Raw genomic sequence first — 19,952 nt, 5'->3', positions numbered from 1 at the left:
TAAACCCATTTCCTACTTTGTGATGACCGTGCTCGCCACAGCACCCAGCCTCGCCAACACCAGCCATGAAAACGTGATTTCCCTTGATGAAATTAGTGTAACAAGCCGTACTGCTCGCTTTACGAGCGATCCTTTATCTGGCACAGCGAAGCCCAATGATATTGTTGTCGATAAAAAAACACTGCAACGTCGCTCCAGCACCTTAGGCAATGCCCTTGCCAATGAATTAAGTGTACACAGTAACCCTTTTGGGGGCGGAGCCAGTGCCCCCGTGGTGCGAGGGCAAGAAGGTGTTCGATTGAAAATTCTACAAAATGGTTCAGATGTGATTGATATGTCAAACCTTTCGCCTGATCACGCCATTGGCGTTGATACCTTATTGGCAGAACAAGTGGAAATTGTGCGTGGTGCTTCAACCTTGTTATATGCCAATGCTTCACCCGCAGGGGTGATCAACGTGATTGATCATCGCATTCCCACTCATATGCCCCAAAAAGGCTATGAGATCGATCTCAACAGCCGTTATAACACCAATAACAATGAAAAATTGATGAGCGGTGCTATCACCCTCGGTTTAGGCAAACACATTGCCTTGCGTGCTGAACAATTATGGCGTGATTCAAATCCTTATCATGTGCCACAATTTAACCTAGGGCAACCGCTACACGCTGTTCCCGATACACAAAACAACACCTATGCGGGCAACTATGGCATTTCCTTTATTGGTGAGCGTGGCTACCTAGGTTTTGCCTATAATTTACGCCATGAAAAATACGGTTTACCCGGTCATAACCACCAACTCGACAGCTGCGAATCCCATATTTGGGGTGGGAATATCCGCAATAATTATTACTTAGGGCTTTATCCTCATTTAATGCGAGATACGGATCTCGTCAATACCCATTTCCATTGTGCTTCAAATCACGAACGTGATCCAAAACACGACCATAACCACCCTTACGGTCATGATCATGACCCGAGCATTGCTGGTCCTATTGTTGATTCCCATGCCAAACGCTACGATGTTCGTGCCGAGTTAAATCAACCGATGAAAGGCATTGATAAACTCAAATTCAGTTATTCTGAAACACGTTATCGTCATGATGAAAAAGATGGCAATATTCCCGTTAATCTCTTCAAAAACAATGGCTATAACGTCCGTTTAGAACTTTTCCATACCCCAATTGCAGGGTTCAGCGGTGTGATTGGAGCACAATATCAAACACAAACAAGCAGTGCGAATATTCCTCGCATAGCCCCTTGCTCCAACAATGCCACCGATCCTTGCCATAAACAAAAGAAACGTGATCCCTCAAAAATCAAAGAAGGCGATCGTAAACTTTGGGCATTGATCGAAAATACCCAGGCACAAACCAGCTTTTTTGCCATTGAACAATTACGTTGGAAAGACACAATTTTTGAAGTCGGCGTGCGAACAGAAAAACAACGTATTGATATCGAATATGATCGTCAACGAGTGTTTAAAATCAAAGAAAGAATGGAAGGGTGCGACAAAAACAGTTTCTTCTACAGCCCGTTTACCTGTAAACCAAACAGTTATCCCGCCCCTGATTTTGGCAATTACAATGCACGAGCCACCTCTTATTCTGGGGCAGTCAGTTGGAATTTCACGCCTGATTATACCTTGTCTTTGCTGTATTCCCACAATGAACGCCACCCCACCCCGATGGAGCTGTATTATCACGGTAAACATCTTGCCACAGTCTCTTTTGAGCATGGCAACCGTGATCTGAAAAAAGAGATCTCGGACAACTTCGAGCTAGGCATCGCTTATCTTGGCGAAAAACTAAGCTACAAAGTCAATCTTTACTATAACGATTTTAAAAACCGCATTTTTAATCAAACCTTAAATAAAGCGGGAAACTTATCCTTAAATCGCTACAATCAATCCAAAGCCCAATATTATGGGGCAGAAGGACGGATTGATTATGCCTTTACCCCCGATCTCAGCATGGGGATCTTCGGCGATTATGTGCGTGGAAAATTACAGGATCTACCACCCACTTATATTATCCATCATGTCACCAGCACCTTAGAACCCGTGCCACAACCTGACCAAAATGCACCTAGAGTACCACCTGCTCGTTTAGGTTTTCGCACCCACATGAAGATGACGGAAAATCTCTCTGGTTCACTGGAATATACCTATGTTTATCAACAAAATAAGGTGGCAAAATTGGAAAACCCAACCTCAGCATACAGCTTACTGAATATGGGCATCGATTATGCTCGTCGCTGGGCGGGAGTGGATTACCAAGTTTTTCTACAAGCCAACAACCTATTAAATCGTAAAATTTATTCACACACCTCATTCCTACCTTTTGTGCCACAAATGGGGCGTAATTTCACGATGGGTGTCGCTGTCCATTTTTAACTGATGTCCAATCCTTTGCCACAACCTCGTTGTGGCATTTTTTTACTCAAATAAACGCCAAAAATAAACCGCACTTTATCGGGTTGGATAAAGTGCGGTCTGTTTTAAAAAAGTTTTGTATTAGAGAATAAAACGGCTTAAATCTTCATTTTCGACCACTTCACCTAAAGCCTCTAACACATAGGCTTCATCAATCGTCACCACTTGACCGTTCATTTCACTCGCATTAAAGGAAATTTTATCCATCAAACGCTCCATTACAGTGTGTAAGCGACGGGCACCGATATTTTCGGTTTTTTCATTCACACGGAATGCCGCTTCGGCAATTTTCTTAATCGACCCTTCACTAAACTCAATATTCACCCCTTCTGTTGCCATCAAGGCTTTATATTGTTCCGTTAAAGAAGCGTTTGGTTCGGTTAAAATGCGTTCAAAATCCACCGCACTTAATGCTGATAATTCCACACGAATAGGCAAACGACCTTGCAATTCAGGGATTAAATCTGAAGGGCGAGCCACTTGGAATGCACCCGATGCAATAAACAAAATATGATCGGTTTTCACCATACCATGCTTGGTGCTGACCGTTGTGCCTTCCACGAGTGGCAGTAAATCACGTTGCACCCCTTCACGTGATACATCGGCACCGCTGTATTCGCCTTTTTTACAGATTTTGTCGATTTCATCGATGAACACAATCCCGTTTTGTTCCACTGCATCAATGGCTTTTTGCTTCAACTCTTCAGGGTTAATCAGTTTTGCAGCTTCATCATCAATCAAGGTTTTTAACGCATCTTTAATTTTCATTTTGCGTTTTTTGGTTTGTCCGCTGGAAAGATTCTGGAACATGGATTGCAACTGGCTCGTCATTTCTTCCATGCCCGGCGGTGCCATAATTTCCACCCCCATAGAAGGTGCAGCAACATCAATATCAATTTCTTTATCGTCTAATTGCCCTTCACGCAATTTTTTGCGAAAAACTTGACGAGTGGCAGTATTGTTATCCGTTGATTCCACCTGCCCCCACTGATTTTTTGCAGGTGGCAGTAAAGCATCTAAAATACGATCTTCAGCCACTTCTTCGGCACGAAAACGGTTTTTTTCAATCTCCGTTTGACGCACCAATTTCATCGCACTGTCGGTTAAATCACGAATAATGGAATCCACCTCTTTCCCCACATAACCCACCTCGGTAAATTTCGTGGCTTCCACTTTAATAAAAGGGGCATTGGCAAGTTTGGCTAAACGGCGAGCGATTTCCGTTTTTCCCACCCCTGTTGGACCGATCATTAAAATATTTTTCGGCGTGACTTCGTGGCGTAACGGTTCTTGTAATTGCATTCTTCGCCAACGATTTCGCAAGGCAATCGCCACCGCTCTTTTCGCATCGGCTTGCCCAATAATATGTTGATCCAATTCAGAGACAATTTCTCTTGGGGTCATCTCAGACATGTTTACTCCTCTGACCTAACTATTAGGTAATTCTTCAATCGTAAAATGGGTGTTGGTGTAAACACAAATATCACCCGCAATTTTTAAAGATTTTTCCACAATCTCACGGGCAGATAAATCCGTATTTTCCACTAATGCACGTGCCGCAGAAAGGGCAAAGTTCCCCCCTGAACCAATGGCTAAAATTTGGTCTTCTTCAGGTTGCACTACATCACCAATCCCCGTGATAATTAAACTTTCTTTCTCATCAGCCACAATCAACATCGCTTCAAGTTTGCGTAAAGCACGGTCGGTACGCCAATCTTTCGCCAATTCCACCGCACTTTTTAACAAATGCCCTTGATGCATTTCCAACTTACGCTCAAATAATTCAAATAACGTAAAGGCATCAGCCGTGCCCCCCGCAAACCCAGCTAACACTTTGCCATTGTATAAACGACGCACTTTACGGGCATTGCCTTTCATCACGGTGTTGCCTAATGAAACCTGACCATCACCGCCGACCACAACATGACCATTACGGCGAACACTTACAATCGTTGTCATTTCGTATCCTTTGTTATTGCAAATAATAAAGCACTATATGGCGATGAAATGGGAAAGATCAAGGGTGAAAAAGAGATAATGGACCAATTTTATATTGCCAACTTATTTTTACGCTTTAATATAAACGTCATTTTTACGATGACTAAAGTGGATTAGCTTTAGTAACAAATGTATTTAAAAAGGTGAAGTAATAAATGAATAAAACAGATATGAATACAAACTACGACAGCACCCTAGCGAGTTTTATTTGGAAAAATGCGAATGATTTATGGGGCGATTTTCCACATACCGATATGGGTAAGATTATTTTACCTTTTACTGTACTCCGTCGTTTGGAGTGTGTCCTTGAAGAAACTCACCAAGCAGTTTTAGAAACGGCACAAACCTACAAAGATTTACCACTAGACAGCCTTGATTTATTACTTAAAGAAGCAAGTCAACACCCATTTTATAATCTTTCTCAGTATAATCTTGCTAATCTCGGGGCAACACAAACTTTATCGAACTTAGAAGATTATATCAGCCAATTTTCTCCAAATGCTCAAGCCATTTTTAATAATTTTGAGTTTAGCACAATACTTGCTCGTCTAGATAAAGCTAATTTACTGTTTAAAATTTGTCAAAATTTTGCCAAGATTGATTTGCATCCCAATGTGGTGTCTGATCGCACAATGAGTAATGTGTATGAACATTTAATTGCAAAGTTTGGTTCTGAAGTCGGTACCGGGGCGGAAGACTTTATGACCCCCCGTGATATTGTTCACCTTGCAACTGCTTTACTCCTTTCCCCTGATGACAAACTTTTTGAGCAAAAACAAGGTTTGATCCGTACGCTCTATGATCAAACTTGCGGTACAGCAGGCTTTTTAACTGACATGATGAATTATATAGGAGGTTTCAAGCAACAAGACAAAATTGCACCGACCCTTGTTCCATATGGGCAAGAGTTACAACCTGAAACTTATGCTGTCGCTTTGGGTAATATGTTATTAAAACATTTAGAAAATGATCCAAGTCGTGATCTCTCTGCAAATATTAGATTAGGTAGCACCTTATCTAATGATCAATTTTCTGGTCACCGTTTTCATTATCAATGTTCTAATCCTCCGTTTGGAATGAGCTGGGGAAAAGATGCAGAAGCAGTAAAAAAAGAAACCAAGCTAGGACAACGCTTTTCCGCTGGTTTGCCTAACGTAGGCGATGGTTCGATGCTGTTTTTACAAAACTTAGTATCGAAATTAGAATCACCCGAAAATGGTGGTGGGCGTGGTGCCATTGTACTGTCTGGCTCGCCTTTATTTAACGGTGATGCAGGTTCAGGTGAAAGTGAAATCCGCCGTTTTATTTTAGAAAATGACTTGCTTGAAGCCATTATCGCTTTGCCGACAGATATTTTCTTCCGTACAGGTATTGGCACTTATATTTGGCTAATTTCAAACCGCAAAGAACCACAACGTCAAGGCAAAGTGCAACTGATTGACGCCACCGCCATGGCTTCTTCCATGCGTAAAAATGAAGGGAAAAAATCGAAGTATATTGACGAAGAGGCAATACATAAAATTTGCCAAATTTATGCGGATTTTGAGCAATCAGACATCAGCAAAATTTTTGATTACCAAGAATTTGGCTATCGTAAAATCAAAGTGCAACGTCCATTGCGTTGCGTGATACAACTCAATCAAACCACTCTTGAACAATTTAAAAGCAGTAAAGAATTCCAAAAACTTTCCACTGAAAGTCAAAGTGCAGTAGAACATTTCTTAATTTCCCATTTTGGTAATTGGTCTTTTGAGCATTTTATTAACCAAATTATTGCGTTGATCCCTGTGCCAAGAATGACCAAAGGCATCAAGAACAGCCTTATTAAATCATTTGGTGTAAAAGACTCGAATGCCCCACCTGTGATTTTAGATGGTGTGATACAGTTTGATCCTGACTTAAGTGATTTTGAACGAGTACCACTTAACCAAGATATTCACGAGTATTTAAAAACAGAAGTGTTGCCTCACACACCTGATGCCGTGATCGATCCCGATGACAAAGATCAAAAAGATAAGGCCTTAGGCAAAGTGGGCTATGAAATCAACTTTAATCGCTATTTTTACCAATTTGAACAGCCCCGCCACCCCAATGAAATTTTGACTGAAATGCGTGCACTATCATCAGAAGTAGCCGAATTATTAGCAGAAATCTAGTGCCAACAAAGTTAAGCAAGTTTTTATGCTTGCTAAGCAAGGACATTATTTATTTACAACTATTTGATTTATAATAATTTTAATTAGCTAAGCAAGTTTTTAAGCAAAATAAGCAAGGAAAAAGAATGAACAACGCAATTAAATTATTTGAAGGTAACCAAATTCGTTCGGTGTGGCATAGCGAACAAGAAGAATGGTATTTCAGCATCATTGATGTGGTGGGGGCATTGACGGAAAGTAAAAATCCTCGAGATTATTGGTATCGTGTGAAAAAAAGAATGACGGAAGAAGAGCAAAGTGAACTGTCGACAATTTGTCGACAGTTGAAACTTCGAGCGCCCGACGGAAAAATGAGAGAAACCGACGTGGCAGATATGCAAGGCATTTTCCGTATTATTCAATCCATTCCGTCGCCCAAAGCGGAGCCCTTTAAAATGTGGTTAGCGGAGGTGGGCAAAGAACGTATTGACGAAATTATTGACCCAGAGCTCAGCATTGATAGAGCCTTAGCCACTTACCTCAAAAAAGGTTATAGCAAAGAGTGGATCAACCAACGATTGCAAGCCATTCAAGTGAGAAAAGAATTAACCGATGTTTGGCAAGAACACGGCGTTAAAGAAGGGCGAGAGTATGCCATTCTGACCAATGAAATCACCAAAGCTTGGTCGGGCATGAGCACGCGAGAATACAAAGATCACAAAGGGCTGAAAAAAGAAAATCTGCGAGATAATATGAGCACCCTTGAACTGGTGCTAAATATGCTGGCAGAGGCGACCACCACAGAACTCACCAACGCCACAAATCCACAAGGATTAGAAGAAAACAAGCAAGTGGCAAAACGCGGTGGCGCCATCGCAGGCAACGCAAGAAAAGAAATTGAGCAACAAACAGGACAACCTGTGATTACGTCTAAAAACGCCATTGATTTGGGTAAGCTCATTGGCAATGTCAGCCAAGTGATTGAACAGGACAAGGACGACAAGTAAAGTGCGGTTGATTTTAACGACGTTTTAAAAATTTCAAACAATCGCAAGGCAACAACATAGCAACGTAGGCGGGGCGTTAGCCCAGCAATTTAAGCATCATCGCTTCAGGTCAACCATAAGGAAAAATATGTTTAAACAGTATCAAGAATATAAAAATAGCGGCGTGGAATGGCTGGGGGATGTGCCTAAGCATTGGGAAATTGTGCGAACTAAACATATATATAATTACCGTCAAGAACCAGCATTACAAAATGATGAAATCATTACTGCATTTCGAGATGGTCAAGTAACGTTACGCAAATATCGTAGAACTGAAGGATTTACAAATTCTATTCAAGAACACGGATACCAACATATTCACAAAGGTGATCTTGTTATTCACGAAATGGACGCTTTTGCAGGCACAATTGGTATTGCTGAATATTCAGGAAAATCAACGCCTGTTTATACCGTTTTATATCCAAATCAAAATTTAAATAATACTTTTTTCTGTTATTTTTTTAGAACAATGGCATTGTCAGGATATATTTCAAGTTTAGCGAAAGGAATTCGGGTTCGTTCAACTGATTTTAGATGGGCTACATCTAAAAATGTTCCACTTGTATTCCCTCCCCTCGCCGAACAAACCCAAATCGCTGATTATCTTGATAGCGAAACCCAAAAAATCGATCAGCTCATTGCCAAACAAGAAAAGCTGATTGCCCTATTGGAAGAACAACGTAAATCAATTATCTCCCACGCTGTCACCAAAGGGCTAAATCCCAATGCCGCAATGAAAGACAGTGGCGTGGAATGGTTGGGAGAAGTGCCTGAGCATTGGGTTGTTGGGAAAATTAAAAATTTGACAACTAAAATTGGTAGTGGAAAAACACCTTTGGGGGGAGCTGCTGTTTATACTGATTTTGGAATATTATTTTTAAGAAGCCAAAATATTTTTAATAATGGAATAGATATAACAGAAAAAACTTTTATTTCTGAATCCATTGATAATGAGATGAAAAACACAAGAGTTCTTGCTAAAGATATTCTGCTTAATATTACTGGCGGTTCTATTGGTAGATGTTGCATTTACCCTGATAATTTTCCACCTGCAAACGTAAATCAACACGTATGCATAATTAGATGTAATGATAAAATTTTACCTGAAATGATGCATTTTTTTTGGATTTCTTCATTTGGACAAACCGTTATTGCATTGCAACAAACTGGAGCAAATAGAGAAGGAATGAATTTTTATCAAATTGCTAATACATCATTTCCAATTCCCCCAATTACCGAACAAAACCAAATCGTTAATTATTTAGAAAAAGAAAACCAAAAAATTGACAAAATCATCCAAAAACAAACCGCACTGATTGAAAAATTAAAAGAATATCGTGCCTCAATCATTGCCCACGCCGTAACAGGGAAAATTGATGTGCGAAAAATGGAGAACGTAGGATGGGCTTTAGCCCATCAGGAAATCATCAATTGTGATTTGATGAACGAAAGCTCATCGTACGAAAAATCAAATTAAATCAAGAGTGATGAGAGTTGACCCTATCCGATAAGGAGAAAACCATGTTTTGTGATCCAAAAGAAAAGGATTTCCAACACCATATTATTCAGGCACTAGCCAAGCAAGGTTGGTTGATTGGAGAAAGCCGTCAATACAACAAAAAATTTGCAATATATGAAGCTGATTTGTGGGCCTGGATTGAAACCACACAACCTGAAAAATGGACACGTTTACAAAACCGCGGTGCTTCTTTCCGTGAAGAGGTGCTAAAACGCTTAGATTGTGAACTTGAAAATAAAGGCACTCTTGAAATTTTACGCAAAGGCTTTAATTTTGCTGGGGTAGGCAATATTCGGCTCAGCCAATCGGAACCTGAGGATGAACGTAATGAAAAAGTGCGTTTCGATTTTGAAGCTAACCGCTTACGTGTGGTGCCTGAATTAGTGTATTCCGTCAAAGTAGTAGGCAGTGAATCAGCATTACATCGTATTGATTTAGTGATGTTTATCAATGGGTTGCCTGTTGCTACCGTAGAGCTGAAATCTGTCTTTACGCAAAGCCTAGAAGACGCTAAGCAACAATATCGCACAGATCGCTTACCAATGGATAAAGCTCGTCACAAAGAACCTTTATTAACTGATAAACGTGGTGCCATTGTCCATTTTGCAATGACAGAAGACGAAATTGAAATGACGACTAAATTAGATGGGCAGAACACGTTCTTTCTCCCCTTCAATCAAGGTAATCATGGGCATAAAGGCAATCCTCCCGCTGAGCAAGGGCAATATGCGACCTCTTATTTCTGGCAGATTGTGTGCAAACCTGAAAATTGGTTACGTATTTTCCACTCTTTTGTGTATTGGGAAGAAAAGGAAAAAGTGGACAGCCTATCTCGTTATACTAAAGTCAAACGATTGATTTTCCCTCGTTATCATCAGTTTGATGCAGTAACCAAAATGCTCGCCGATTGTAAAGCACAGGGTTCAGGACAGAATTATTTGTTTGAGCATAGTGCAGGCTCAGGCAAAACCTCAACCATTGCGTGGACGGCACATAGTTTAGTGAAGTTACGCCATCCCAATGGTGAGCCTTATTTCCATTCTGCGATTGTGGTGACTGACCGAACTGTGCTTGATGCTCAATTACAAGATGCGATTAAACAATTAGATCATCAACGTGGCTTAATTGCAGCCATTAATCGAACAGATAAAGAACAGGTCGGAAAATCGAAAAGTGCACAACTGGAAGAAGCATTGCTTGGCTCAAGCCCTATCATTATTGTCACGATTCAAACCTTTCCTTTTGTGATGGAAGCAATTTTAACCAATACCTCGCTTAAAGAGCGTCGTTTTGCGGTGATTATTGATGAAGCACATAATTCACAAACAGGGCCAACTGCCTCTAAATTACAGGCAACGCTTTCTTTACAATCAAAGGAGGAAATGGCGAATTTGACCATTGAAGAATTATTGGAAAAAATTCAGAAAGCCCGTGTTCAGTCAAAAAATATCAGCCATTTTGCCTTTACTGCCACACCAAAACATTCAACTTACTCGCTATTTGGTCGTCCAAATGCGGAAGGTTTGCCGCAAGCTTTCCATAAATACACGATGCGGCAAGCCATTGAAGAAGGCTTTATTTTAGATGTGTTGAAAGGCTATATGCCCTATGAGACTGCCTATAAATTAAGTGGTGATGCGGTAGATAATTCCCATCGAGTTGAAGTTAAACAAGCAAAACGCACGCTGGCTAAATGGGCAAATCTACATGCTACTAACGTGACCCAAAAAGTGCGGTTTATTATGGAGCATTTCCATCATAATGTGGCACATTTACTTAATGGTGAAGCCAAGGCAATGATTGTCACCGCCTCTCGCCCTGCTGCGGTGCGTTATAAATTAGCCTTAGATAATTTTTTAAGCGGGCACCCTGACTATCAACATTATCGAACCTTAGTGGCATTTTCAGGCAAGTTGTTGGGGAAAGATATTCGGCATAGCGATGATCACAATGTCGATGAAATTTTTACAACCGATGAGAACACAGAATATTCAGAATATTCGATGAACGAGAATTTGCCTAGCTCGGATTTACGTAAGGTATTTGATCGCAATGACTATCGTGTGATGGTGGTAGCAAACAAATTTCAAACAGGTTTTGATCAACCTAGATTATGTGCAATGTACATTGATAAAAAGATCGCAAATGAAGTGGAAATTGTGCAAACCTATTCCAGATTAAACCGCACTTTTGCCGGCAAAGATCAAACCTTCATTATTGACTTTGTGAATAAACCCGAAGTGATTCAAGCCGCATTTTTGAAATATGATCAAGGGGCAGTCATAGAAACAGTGCAAGATCCTAACGTGGTTTATAACTTAAAAGATGAGTTAGATAAACTTGAAATTTATGATGCTCAAGATTTAGAACAATATAAGCTGGCAAAATTTGACACGAAATTACTACTCAAAAAAGATCCTTATGATCATAAACAGCATGACGCCTTATATCATGCCACTAATCGTGCTACCGCCCTTTTTAATCAGCGTTTATCTGAACTGAAAGAAAACGTTAAACAATGGGAAAAAGCTTACCAAGAGGCGGTGGACGTGGGTAATGAAAATGGAAAAAATCAAGCAGAATTACGCCGAGTAGAAGCCGATGCGAATTTAAAAACCCTATTACAATTTAAAGGAAACTTAGCCAAATTTAGCCGAATTTATGCGTATATTGCCCAGTTAATTGATTTCAACGATAGTGAACTAGAGAATTTCGCCTCTTTTAGTAAATTGCTTGCGAAACGCCTAGATGGAGTTCCCCCTGATGAAGTGGATATTTCAGGATTAGTGTTAAGTGGATATAAAATCAAAACCTACGATACAACATTGCCTGAGCCAGGGGCGGTTAGTGAGCCAATACCTGTTCAACCTTTACCTGATAACATCATTCAGGGAAATCCAAGTAGCCGTGATTATCTACGAGAAATTATCAAGAAAATGTCAGCAACTTTTGGTGATCTTGCTCCAGAAGATGACATTGTACACTTTATTAACCACTTAGTAGAACAGTTAGAACAAGACGAAGATCTTATCGCACAAATTAAAACAAACAGTTTTGTGATTGCGAAGAAAGGTAAATTGACCGATGCCGTCAAAAAAGCCATCATTCGAGCATTAAGTTCATACAAAAATTTAGCTGAGCTATTGTTACAAAATAGTGAGCAATCCTTTGAACAAGTTTTGGAGATGATCTATCAAGCCATTAAACAGAAATGTTAATCTGTCATGGCGAGAAACCGCTATCCATTTGTATAATGACAGCTCACAATTTGTTTGCAAATATCCCACACAAAAATGCTACAAACACCATTGCCCCGAAGTAGTTGTTGTTTAAAAAGGCTTTAAAGCAGGATTCTCGTTCTCGGTCTTTGATGAGTTTGCATTGGTAAACGAAAAATAAGGTGGCGATAAATAGCACAGCAAAATAACTGATGTGCAGTTGTGAAAGGTAGCCTATGGTGCCTAAAAAACACAGGGTGAGAATTTGCAGTAATGAGATGATTTTGTTGTCATATTGGGCGAACAAAATGGCGGTGGATTTGACCCCAATGCGTAAATCGTCGTCCCGATCTACCATAGCGTATTGGGTGTCGTACGCCACTGTCCAAGCTAAATTGGCGAAAAACAGTAGCCAACATTCCAGTGGCAAGGCTTCAATGCTGGCACCGTATGCCATGGGAATGGACCAACCAAATGCCATGCCTAAAAACAGTTGTGGTAAGTGGGTGTAGCGTTTCATAAAGGGGTAGATGAACGCCAATGCCACGGCAATCACGGAAAGGGCGATGGCATAGAGATTTAAAAATAACACTAAAATAAACGAGCAAAAAACAAGTAAAGCAAACAGCCATTTGGCTTCTTGTGGGGTGGCTGCACCTGTGGCAAGGGGGCGTTTGGAGGTGCGTTTAACTTTGCCGTCAATATGGCGATCCGCATAATCATTAATCACGCAACCTGCTGCTCGCATAAACATCACACCCAGCACAAAAATCGTCAATACCGATACATTTGGTATTCCCTTGACGGATAAAAATAATGCCCAAAGGGTTGGCCAAAGTAATAACAAGGTTCCTATTGGCTTATCAAATCGCATGAGTTGTGCGTAGGCAATCCATTTTTGTTTAGAAATTGGCATAGTGTTCAGAAATGAGTTAAAAGTGCGGTTATTTTACTGCAAATTTTGTGAAATTTCTTTACAAATCATTCCGCCTCTTTTATCCCTCTTTGTGAGAAGATGTCTTTTCACACACAACAGGGGCAGAAAACGCCTGCCCTTGGGTTAATTACGTTTATATAAGCCATTTTCCGCCACAATGAGATCTTGTAATTCTAAAGCAAGGAGCTGAACTAATAAGGCATCAATGGAGAGATCGAGTTTTCGGGATAAGTCATCAATGCTGATGGGGGTGTAGCCAATTTTGGCGTAAAGGTCGGGATACTCTGGCAAACTCAGTTGCGGTGTGGTTTTCACCAAAGGGGTGGGGGTGGAGCGAGAGAAAATATCATAAGGGCGTTTGACATGACTAAAAATATGGGGCGAGAGATTGTCTAACACATCTTGTGCATTTTCCACCAGCATGGCACCTTGTTTGATCAGTTTGTGGCAACCTTGGCTAAATTCATTTTGAATGTTGCCAGGCACGGCAAACACATCTCGATTTTGTTCTAGGGCATAACGTGCGGTAATTAAAGATCCACTTCGTTCCGAGGCTTCAATCACTAAGGTGCCGAGGGATAAGCCACTAATAATCCGATTACGGCGAGGGAAATTTTCGGGAACAGGGGGCTGATAAGGCAATAATTCCGAAACTAAGGCACCTTGCTGTTCAAGAATTTGATCGGCTAATGCACGGTGTTTTGTGGGATACACCTCTTCCAAGCCACTGCCTAGCACGGCAATGGTTTTCCCTTTTATATCCACTACGGCTTGATGGCAAAATCCATCAATGCCTAATGCCAAGCCACTGGTTACGACAATATCTGCCACGGCAAAATCGGTAGCAAAGTGTTTTGCCCAATATTCGCCATAACGAGAGCAATGCCGACTGCCAACCATGGCAATTTGTTGCACAGATAATGCGTCCACATTGCCTTTCACGAACAAGACAGGCGGAGCACCATCAATGTGCTTTAACAGTTCAGGATAGCGTGGATCAAAAAGATGAATAATTTGGTTATCCTTTTTCGATCCCCAACGGAAAGCGGGTTCAATATATTTCATTTCTGGGTAAAACCAGCGTTCGACTTGTTGTTCATTCCAGCCCATTTGATAAAACTCATCACGCTCATAATCAAATAAATGATGAATATCATGATGGGCTAATAATTGTTGAATGCGAGTCGGTCCCAAACGGGGAATTTGTAATAGGCGTAATAAAATTGAGAGTTGTTGATCCATATAATGTTCCTCAAAAATGCGGTTGCCTAAGTATAAAGTGCGGTGGGTTTGAAACAGATTTTGAGATTGTTTTTCTGTGAAGCGGATCGAGAAAATAATATTTTTCATGAAAAAAATCTGCATCATTTGCGTGATGATGCAGATTCGCTATGAACAAGAAGAGAACAATAAAAGCGGATTAGTGTTTGTCCTTTGAATAGCCTGATGGAACGGTGCTCATATCAGGCAATTGGTGTGCAATTCCTTTATGACAGTCAATACAGGTTTTGCCTTCTTGGATAGCAAGTGCATGCATTTTTTCTGCCACCGTTTTTTGTTGGCTGAAATCCATGTTCTCAAAATTGTGGCAATTACGGCATTCTTGCGAGTTGTTGGCTTTTAATCTTGCCCATTCCCGTTCAGCCATGTGTAGACGGCGTGCATTAAATTTATCGAGGGTGTCGGTATAGCCCATAACATGTGCATACACTTCACGGCTTGCCTGAATTTTTCGTATCATTTTCGGTACAAATTCATGTGGTACGTGGCAATCTGGGCAAGTGGCTTTCACACCACTACGATTTTGATAATGAACCGTGTGCAAATATTCTGGGTAAACATCATTACTATGACAGCTTACACAAAATTCCTCTGTATTGGTTTGTTCCAACCCGTAGTTGAAGCCGACCCAAGAAAGAATCCCTGCAATAAAAGCTAAGGTAATGAGCGTGCCAACAGCAATACGGCTTGGGGAACGGAACCATGTCCAAAAGCGTTTAATTAAATTCAACATCATTCAATCCTTATTTGCCAAAACCTGCCATCGGTTTAAATTCATTTTCTACAATAGGTTCAACATCTGACTGTGAGACGTGGCATTGTAAACAGAAATAACGACGGGGTGAAGTGCCGCCGATGATGTTGCCATCACGATCCATAAAGTGAGTTGGGCTAATGCGTGTTGCCCCTGTTACGCGAGATGCCTCTGGGCTATGGCAAGTGAGACATTGGTTAACATTTTTGGTGACCTGATAGTTTTTCGTGGCATGTGGCACCATAGGTGGTTGATTCACATAATTTAATGGTGCTAGCCCACTTTCTTTAGGGGCATTGTGGAAGGCAGGTTCCACCTTTTCAGGTGAATGTTGTAAATTCTGCTCAAGCCCTGCTTTTGGCTGGTCTGCATGAGCCAGACACGCAAAAAGTGCGGTGAAAATTAGAATACTTTTTCTCATTTTGATCACTCCCCCGAATGATGAATTGCATGATTAAATCTTGTGGTAAAAATAAATACTTTTTCAGGACAAACGTCGATACAACGTCCGCAACTGATACAATCTTTTGAAAGCACAATAGGGCTTTCGTTGTTTTTTCCATGTAATGGTAGGCGTAGCACTTGAGGTTCTGGGCAGATGTGATAACAATCCATGCAGTTATCACATTGATTGCGGTGTGCTGCTTTTATTCTGAAGATGCCTTTGGCACCAATCACCCCGTAGGTTGCCCCTAATGGGCATAAATGCCCACACCAACCATGTTCGACAATAAATAAATCAAATAAAAAAACCGCTAAAACCAACCAAATCGTTGCCCCAAACCCATAAATTAAGGCTCGACCTAAGGCGGCGACAGGATTTAACCATTCCCATAATAACAAGCCACTCACCGCACTTCCCACTAAGATCATCACTAAGATGCCATAACGTAAGCCGCGTGGTAGTTTTGCGGATTGACGGATCCCCAGTTTACGTCTTAGCCAAGCGGCAAGATCGGTCACCATATTTAATGGACACACCCATGCACAAAAAAGACGGCTTCCTATGAGAGCATAAAAGGCAATCAGAATCACTGCCCCAACCAATGCGGTCATGGTTGGAATAAAGCCTGTTACGAGGCTTTCCGCCAAAATTAAGGGATCTGTCATGGGAATGCGATCAAGCAAAAGGCTACCGCTATAATTGCCTTTTAAGATCCAGACGCCAAAATAAGGTCCACTTAAAAATAAGGTTAAAATGCTCAGTTGAGTTAGACGTCGCCAAAACAAAAAGCGATTGGCTTGCCACCAACCCTGTTTTTCTCTGGCTTCTTGACCGGCATTTTTAGGTGAATTTGCCATTACAATCCCTCTGGTAAACGTGTTGGTAAGGTCATGATGCCTTCTGGTGCTAAAGAATGCCCAGCTTTCTCTTTTTCTTGCCAACCTAGACGATAATGCTTTCCTAACATGCCTTTTGCTAATGCCATCGGTAAGACTTTGATTGCGGCTTCCTCTAACACACAAGCTTCTTCGCATTTTCCACAACCTGTACAAGCGTCAGAATGCACGGTTGGGATAAATTTGGCATGCTTGTCTGAACGTTGATTGTGCTGCATTTCCAAGGTGATCGCTTTCCCAATTAATGGACAAACACGATAACACACATCACAACGTAGCCCTTGCCAGTTCAAACAGTTCTCGTGATCAAGCAACACCGCCAAGCCCATGCGGGCGTCATTAATCTCGCTGGCTTGATTATCCAATGCTCCTGTTGGGCAGGCGTTGGCACAAGGAATGTCTTCACACATTTCGCAAGGTTTATCCCGTGCGATAAAGTAAGGTGTTCCTGCTTCCATCGGTGATAACAGCGACGCTAAATGCAACATCTCATGAGGGCAAGCTTGTACACATTGTCCGCAACGAATACAAGCGGCGGCAAAAGCTTGATCATCGGCAATAGCAAACGGGGGACGTAATGCGACGCCTCCTCGTGCTAAACTTTGCTTTTGTTGCAGACCAAGCAATAAACCAATGCCTGCTAATCCACCCGCAGTGCGGGTGGTTTCTTTAAAAAAGCGACGACGTTCAGGATTGACAACGGGTTTTTTCATGTGATTTGACCACCGCACAATGCTTTTCATCAGTGCGGTTATCCCTCATTACGCTAACTAGGCTTTTTCCACTTTAACCGCACATTTTTTAAAGTCGGTTTCTTTGGAAATAGGATCGGTGGCATCTAACGTTAAATAGTTCGCTAATTGCCCCGCATCAAAGAAAGTGGTAAACACCAAGCCTTGTGGGACTTTATTACGTCCACGGGTATCTAAGTGAGAAATCATTTCACCACGACGTGAGCTAATTTTCACTTTATCCCCATGACGTAAGCCTCGTTGTTTCGCATCTAATGGGTGCATCCAAATCACATTATTTGGGAATGAACGATGAAGTTCAGGAACACGACGTGTCATCGTGCCCGTATGCCAATGCTCAAGCACACGGCCTGTGCTCAACCATAAATCATACTCCGCATCTGGGGCTTCTGCAGGTGGCTCATAAGGCACCGCAAGAATGATTGCACGTTTATCTGGATAACCATAAAACGCCACACCTTCCCCTTCTTTCACATAAGGATCGTAGCCTTCACGGTAACGCCATAAGGTTTCTTTCCCCTCCACCACGGGCCAACGTAACCCACGTGCTTTGTGATACATGTCAAAATCCGCCAAGTCATGACCATGACCCCGACCAAAGGCAGCATATTCTTCAAATAAGCCTTTTTGTAGATAGAAACCAAAATGCTCGGCTTCATCGTTCATATAGCTTGATTTGTCTATTGGGACAGCGTATTTATCCACCTGACCATTACGGAACAGCACCTCATAAAGGGTTTTTCCTTTATAGTCAGGGTTTGCCGCTAAGACGTCTTCTGGCCACATTTCATCGGTAGTGAAATATTTAGAAAATTCCACTAATTGCCAGAGATCCGATTTAGACTCACCCGGTGCTTTAACTTGTTGATACCAAAATTGGGTACGACGCTCTGCATTACCATACGCCCCTTCTTTTTCCACCCACATGGCTGTCGGTAAAATTAAGTCTGCGGCTAATGCGGATACCGTTGGATAAGGATCAGATACAATGATGAAGTTTTCCTCATCACGCCAACCTGGGAAACGCTCTTGGTTAATATTCGGGCCACCTTGCATGTTATTGGTGCACATTTGCCATAACACATTCATTTTCTTATCTTTTAGGGCACGATCTTGTGCCACCGCATGGTAGCCAACTTTGGTTTGAATCACCCCTTTTGGTAATTTCCACAGTTTTTCGGCTTTTTCAACGTGTTTTGGATTAGTTACCACTAAATCCGCAGGTAAACGGTGAGCGAAAGTTCCCACCTCACGGGCGGTACCACAAGCCGAAGGCTGACCCGTTAAAGAGAAAGGTCCACAACCTGGTTTTGAGATTTTGCCCGTTAATAAGTGAATGTTGTAGATCAAATGGTTTGCCCACACACCACGGGTATGTTGGTTAAAGCCCATGGTCCAGAACGACACAATATTGAGTTTCGGATTGGCATACATTTTCGCCAGTGCTTCCAATTGTTCTTTTGGTACACCTGAAATTTCATGGGCTTTTTCTAAGGTGTAAGGGGCGACTAATTTTTTATATTCTTCAAAATCACTGTCGTGCATTTTGCCCGCAGTTTTGACATTTTTTGCCGCTTTTTCTAATTCGTGTGTTTCACGCAAGCCATAACCGATATCCGTCTCACCCCGTCTAAATTTGGTGTGTTTTTGGATAAAGTCATGATCTAACGCATCATGCTGAATTAAATAATTCGCAATATAGTTCATGATCGCTAAATCCGACTGTGGCTTAAAGATCATGCCTAAATCCGCCAATTCAAAAGAACGATGTTCGAAGGTAGAAAGCACCGCTACTTTTACATCAGAATGGGATAAACGGCGATCAGAAATGCGGGACCATAAAATCGGGTGCATTTCTGCCATGTTGGAACCCCAAAGCACAAAGGCATCGGCTTTTTCAATATCATCATAACAGCCCATAGGTTCGTCCATGCCGAAGGTTCGCATGAACGCCACCGCCGCAGACGCCATACAATGACGTGCATTAGGATCAATATTGTTTGAGCGTAACCCTGCTTTAAACAGCTTGGATTTGGCAATCCCTTCAAAAATGGTGGATTGTCCCGAAGTGAACATCCCCGCTCCGTTTGAACCTTTTTCTTTTAAGGCTTTTTTGAATTTTTCCGCCATAATGGTAAAGGCTTGATCCCATGAAATGGGCGTAAACTCACCATGTTTATCAAATTTCCCGTTTTTCATTCGCAACATCGGCGATGTTAAACGGTCTTTACCATACATGATTTTGGGCAAAAAATAGCCTTTAATACAGTTCAATCCACGGTTGACTTCCGCATCAGGATCCCCTTGAGACGCCACAACACGCCCCTCTTGCGTTCCAACTAATACACTACAACCTGTACCACAAAAACGGCATGGTGCTTTATCCCACTTAATGGTTTTATCTGTTGCGGCTTCCAGATTTTTCACTGGAATCGCTAACCCTGCCACCGTTGCAGCCGCCACGGTCGCATTGGTTTTCATAAAGTCACGGCGACTTAAATTCACCTTCATAGTGTTCCCCCACTCTCATTTGAATT

The 19,952-nt window shown here is 41.6% G+C and carries 14 protein-coding genes; 5 read left to right on the top strand and 9 right to left on the bottom strand.

Annotation, left to right across the window (positions count from 1 at the left end; translation table 11 throughout):
* Positions 1–22 precede the first annotated feature (22 nt).
* Positions 23–2,395, top strand: coding sequence for a TonB-dependent receptor (locus ACPEEM_RS10625; protein WP_424406167.1), 2,373 nt, complete (start codon positions 23–25; stop codon positions 2,393–2,395).
* A 120-nt stretch (positions 2,396–2,515) separates the two neighbouring features.
* Here the strand turns inward: ACPEEM_RS10625 and hslU are convergent, their stop codons facing one another.
* Together hslU and hslV are read right to left on the bottom strand one after the other, a co-directional pair.
* The gene (gene hslU, locus ACPEEM_RS10620) at positions 2,516–3,847 is read right to left on the bottom strand and encodes an HslU--HslV peptidase ATPase subunit (RefSeq protein ID WP_424402080.1); all 1,332 of its coding nucleotides are present in this window, start codon (positions 3,845–3,847) and stop codon (positions 2,516–2,518) included.
* Positions 3,848–3,862: 15 nt separating this feature from the next.
* A complete protein-coding gene (gene hslV / locus ACPEEM_RS10615) occupies positions 3,863–4,393 on the bottom strand; it encodes an ATP-dependent protease subunit HslV (RefSeq protein WP_424402079.1) in 531 nt (176 codons plus the stop codon).
* 194 nt (positions 4,394–4,587) lie between these two features.
* On the opposite strand from hslV, the gene ACPEEM_RS10610 reads away from it, so the two are divergent.
* The 4 genes from ACPEEM_RS10610 (at position 4,588) to ACPEEM_RS10595 (ending at position 12,350) form a co-directional block, all read left to right on the top strand.
* Positions 4,588–6,588: a type I restriction-modification system subunit M gene (locus ACPEEM_RS10610; RefSeq protein WP_424406958.1), complete on the top strand. Its 2,001-nt coding sequence runs from the start codon at positions 4,588–4,590 to the stop codon at positions 6,586–6,588.
* A 125-nt stretch (positions 6,589–6,713) separates the two neighbouring features.
* Positions 6,714–7,574, top strand: coding sequence for a BRO family protein (locus ACPEEM_RS10605; protein WP_424405147.1), 861 nt, complete (start codon positions 6,714–6,716; stop codon positions 7,572–7,574).
* Positions 7,575–7,701: 127 nt separating this feature from the next.
* Entirely contained in the window at positions 7,702–9,090 is a 1,389-nt protein-coding gene (locus tag ACPEEM_RS10600; RefSeq protein WP_424402076.1) for a restriction endonuclease subunit S, read from the top strand.
* Positions 9,091–9,134: 44 nt separating this feature from the next.
* Positions 9,135–12,350 (top strand): type I restriction endonuclease subunit R, encoded by a 3,216-nt coding sequence (locus ACPEEM_RS10595; RefSeq protein WP_424405145.1) that lies wholly within the window; start codon positions 9,135–9,137, stop codon positions 12,348–12,350.
* A 43-nt stretch (positions 12,351–12,393) separates the two neighbouring features.
* Here the strand turns inward: ACPEEM_RS10595 and ubiA are convergent, their stop codons facing one another.
* From ubiA to napA, 7 genes are all read right to left on the bottom strand, one after another.
* A complete protein-coding gene (ubiA, locus tag ACPEEM_RS10590) occupies positions 12,394–13,266 on the bottom strand; it encodes a 4-hydroxybenzoate octaprenyltransferase (RefSeq protein WP_424402074.1) in 873 nt (290 codons plus the stop codon).
* 144 nt (positions 13,267–13,410) lie between these two features.
* Positions 13,411–14,529 carry a DNA-processing protein DprA gene (gene dprA, locus ACPEEM_RS10585; protein WP_424402073.1) on the bottom strand — a complete coding sequence of 373 codons (1,119 nt, stop codon included), beginning with the start codon at positions 14,527–14,529 and terminating at the stop codon, positions 13,411–13,413.
* Between the two features lie 178 nt (positions 14,530–14,707).
* Positions 14,708–15,301 (bottom strand): cytochrome c3 family protein, encoded by a 594-nt coding sequence (locus ACPEEM_RS10580; RefSeq protein ID WP_424404124.1) that lies wholly within the window; start codon positions 15,299–15,301, stop codon positions 14,708–14,710.
* A gap of 10 nt (positions 15,302–15,311) precedes the next feature.
* A complete protein-coding gene (locus ACPEEM_RS10575; RefSeq protein ID WP_424402072.1) occupies positions 15,312–15,743 on the bottom strand; it encodes a nitrate reductase cytochrome c-type subunit in 432 nt (143 codons plus the stop codon).
* A gap of 5 nt (positions 15,744–15,748) precedes the next feature.
* Positions 15,749–16,624, bottom strand: a complete 876-nt coding sequence (gene napH, locus ACPEEM_RS10570; protein WP_424406956.1) for a quinol dehydrogenase ferredoxin subunit NapH — start codon at positions 16,622–16,624, stop codon at positions 15,749–15,751.
* Positions 16,624–17,376 (bottom strand): ferredoxin-type protein NapG, encoded by a 753-nt coding sequence (gene napG, locus ACPEEM_RS10565; RefSeq protein ID WP_424402070.1) that lies wholly within the window; start codon positions 17,374–17,376, stop codon positions 16,624–16,626. Before napG ends, napH begins: the two co-directional genes overlap by 1 nt.
* A 57-nt stretch (positions 17,377–17,433) precedes the next feature.
* On the bottom strand, positions 17,434–19,920 hold the full coding sequence (gene napA, locus ACPEEM_RS10560) for a nitrate reductase catalytic subunit NapA (protein WP_424408259.1): 2,487 nt from the start codon (positions 19,918–19,920) through the stop codon (positions 17,434–17,436).
* Positions 19,921–19,952: the final 32 nt, after the last annotated feature.

This window comes from Pasteurella pantherarum, assembly GCF_049670885.1.
In the GTDB taxonomy this organism is placed as follows: Bacteria; Pseudomonadota; Gammaproteobacteria; order Enterobacterales; family Pasteurellaceae; genus Pasteurella.
The sequence above is the reverse complement of the archived record's forward strand: the minus strand, read 5'-3'. Positions and strand labels throughout refer to the sequence as shown.

Bases quoted from the DNA above. Each gene is read 5' to 3' on its own strand.
- ACPEEM_RS10625 (WP_424406167.1), top strand. From the start codon at position 23: ATGACCGTGCTCGCCACAGCACCCAGCCTCGCCAACACCAGCCATGAA.
- hslU (WP_424402080.1), bottom strand. From the start codon at position 3,847: ATGTCTGAGATGACCCCAAGAGAAATTGTCTCTGAATTGGATCAACAT.
- hslV (WP_424402079.1), bottom strand. From the start codon at position 4,393: ATGACAACGATTGTAAGTGTTCGCCGTAATGGTCATGTTGTGGTCGGC.
- ACPEEM_RS10610 (WP_424406958.1), top strand. From the start codon at position 4,588: ATGAATAAAACAGATATGAATACAAACTACGACAGCACCCTAGCGAGT.
- ACPEEM_RS10605 (WP_424405147.1), top strand. From the start codon at position 6,714: ATGAACAACGCAATTAAATTATTTGAAGGTAACCAAATTCGTTCGGTG.
- ACPEEM_RS10600 (WP_424402076.1), top strand. From the start codon at position 7,702: ATGTTTAAACAGTATCAAGAATATAAAAATAGCGGCGTGGAATGGCTG.
- ACPEEM_RS10595 (WP_424405145.1), top strand. From the start codon at position 9,135: ATGTTTTGTGATCCAAAAGAAAAGGATTTCCAACACCATATTATTCAG.
- ubiA (WP_424402074.1), bottom strand. From the start codon at position 13,266: ATGCCAATTTCTAAACAAAAATGGATTGCCTACGCACAACTCATGCGA.
- dprA (WP_424402073.1), bottom strand. From the start codon at position 14,529: ATGGATCAACAACTCTCAATTTTATTACGCCTATTACAAATTCCCCGT.
- ACPEEM_RS10580 (WP_424404124.1), bottom strand. From the start codon at position 15,301: ATGTTGAATTTAATTAAACGCTTTTGGACATGGTTCCGTTCCCCAAGC.
- ACPEEM_RS10575 (WP_424402072.1), bottom strand. From the start codon at position 15,743: ATGAGAAAAAGTATTCTAATTTTCACCGCACTTTTTGCGTGTCTGGCT.
- napH (WP_424406956.1), bottom strand. From the start codon at position 16,624: ATGGCAAATTCACCTAAAAATGCCGGTCAAGAAGCCAGAGAAAAACAG.
- napG (WP_424402070.1), bottom strand. From the start codon at position 17,376: ATGAAAAAACCCGTTGTCAATCCTGAACGTCGTCGCTTTTTTAAAGAA.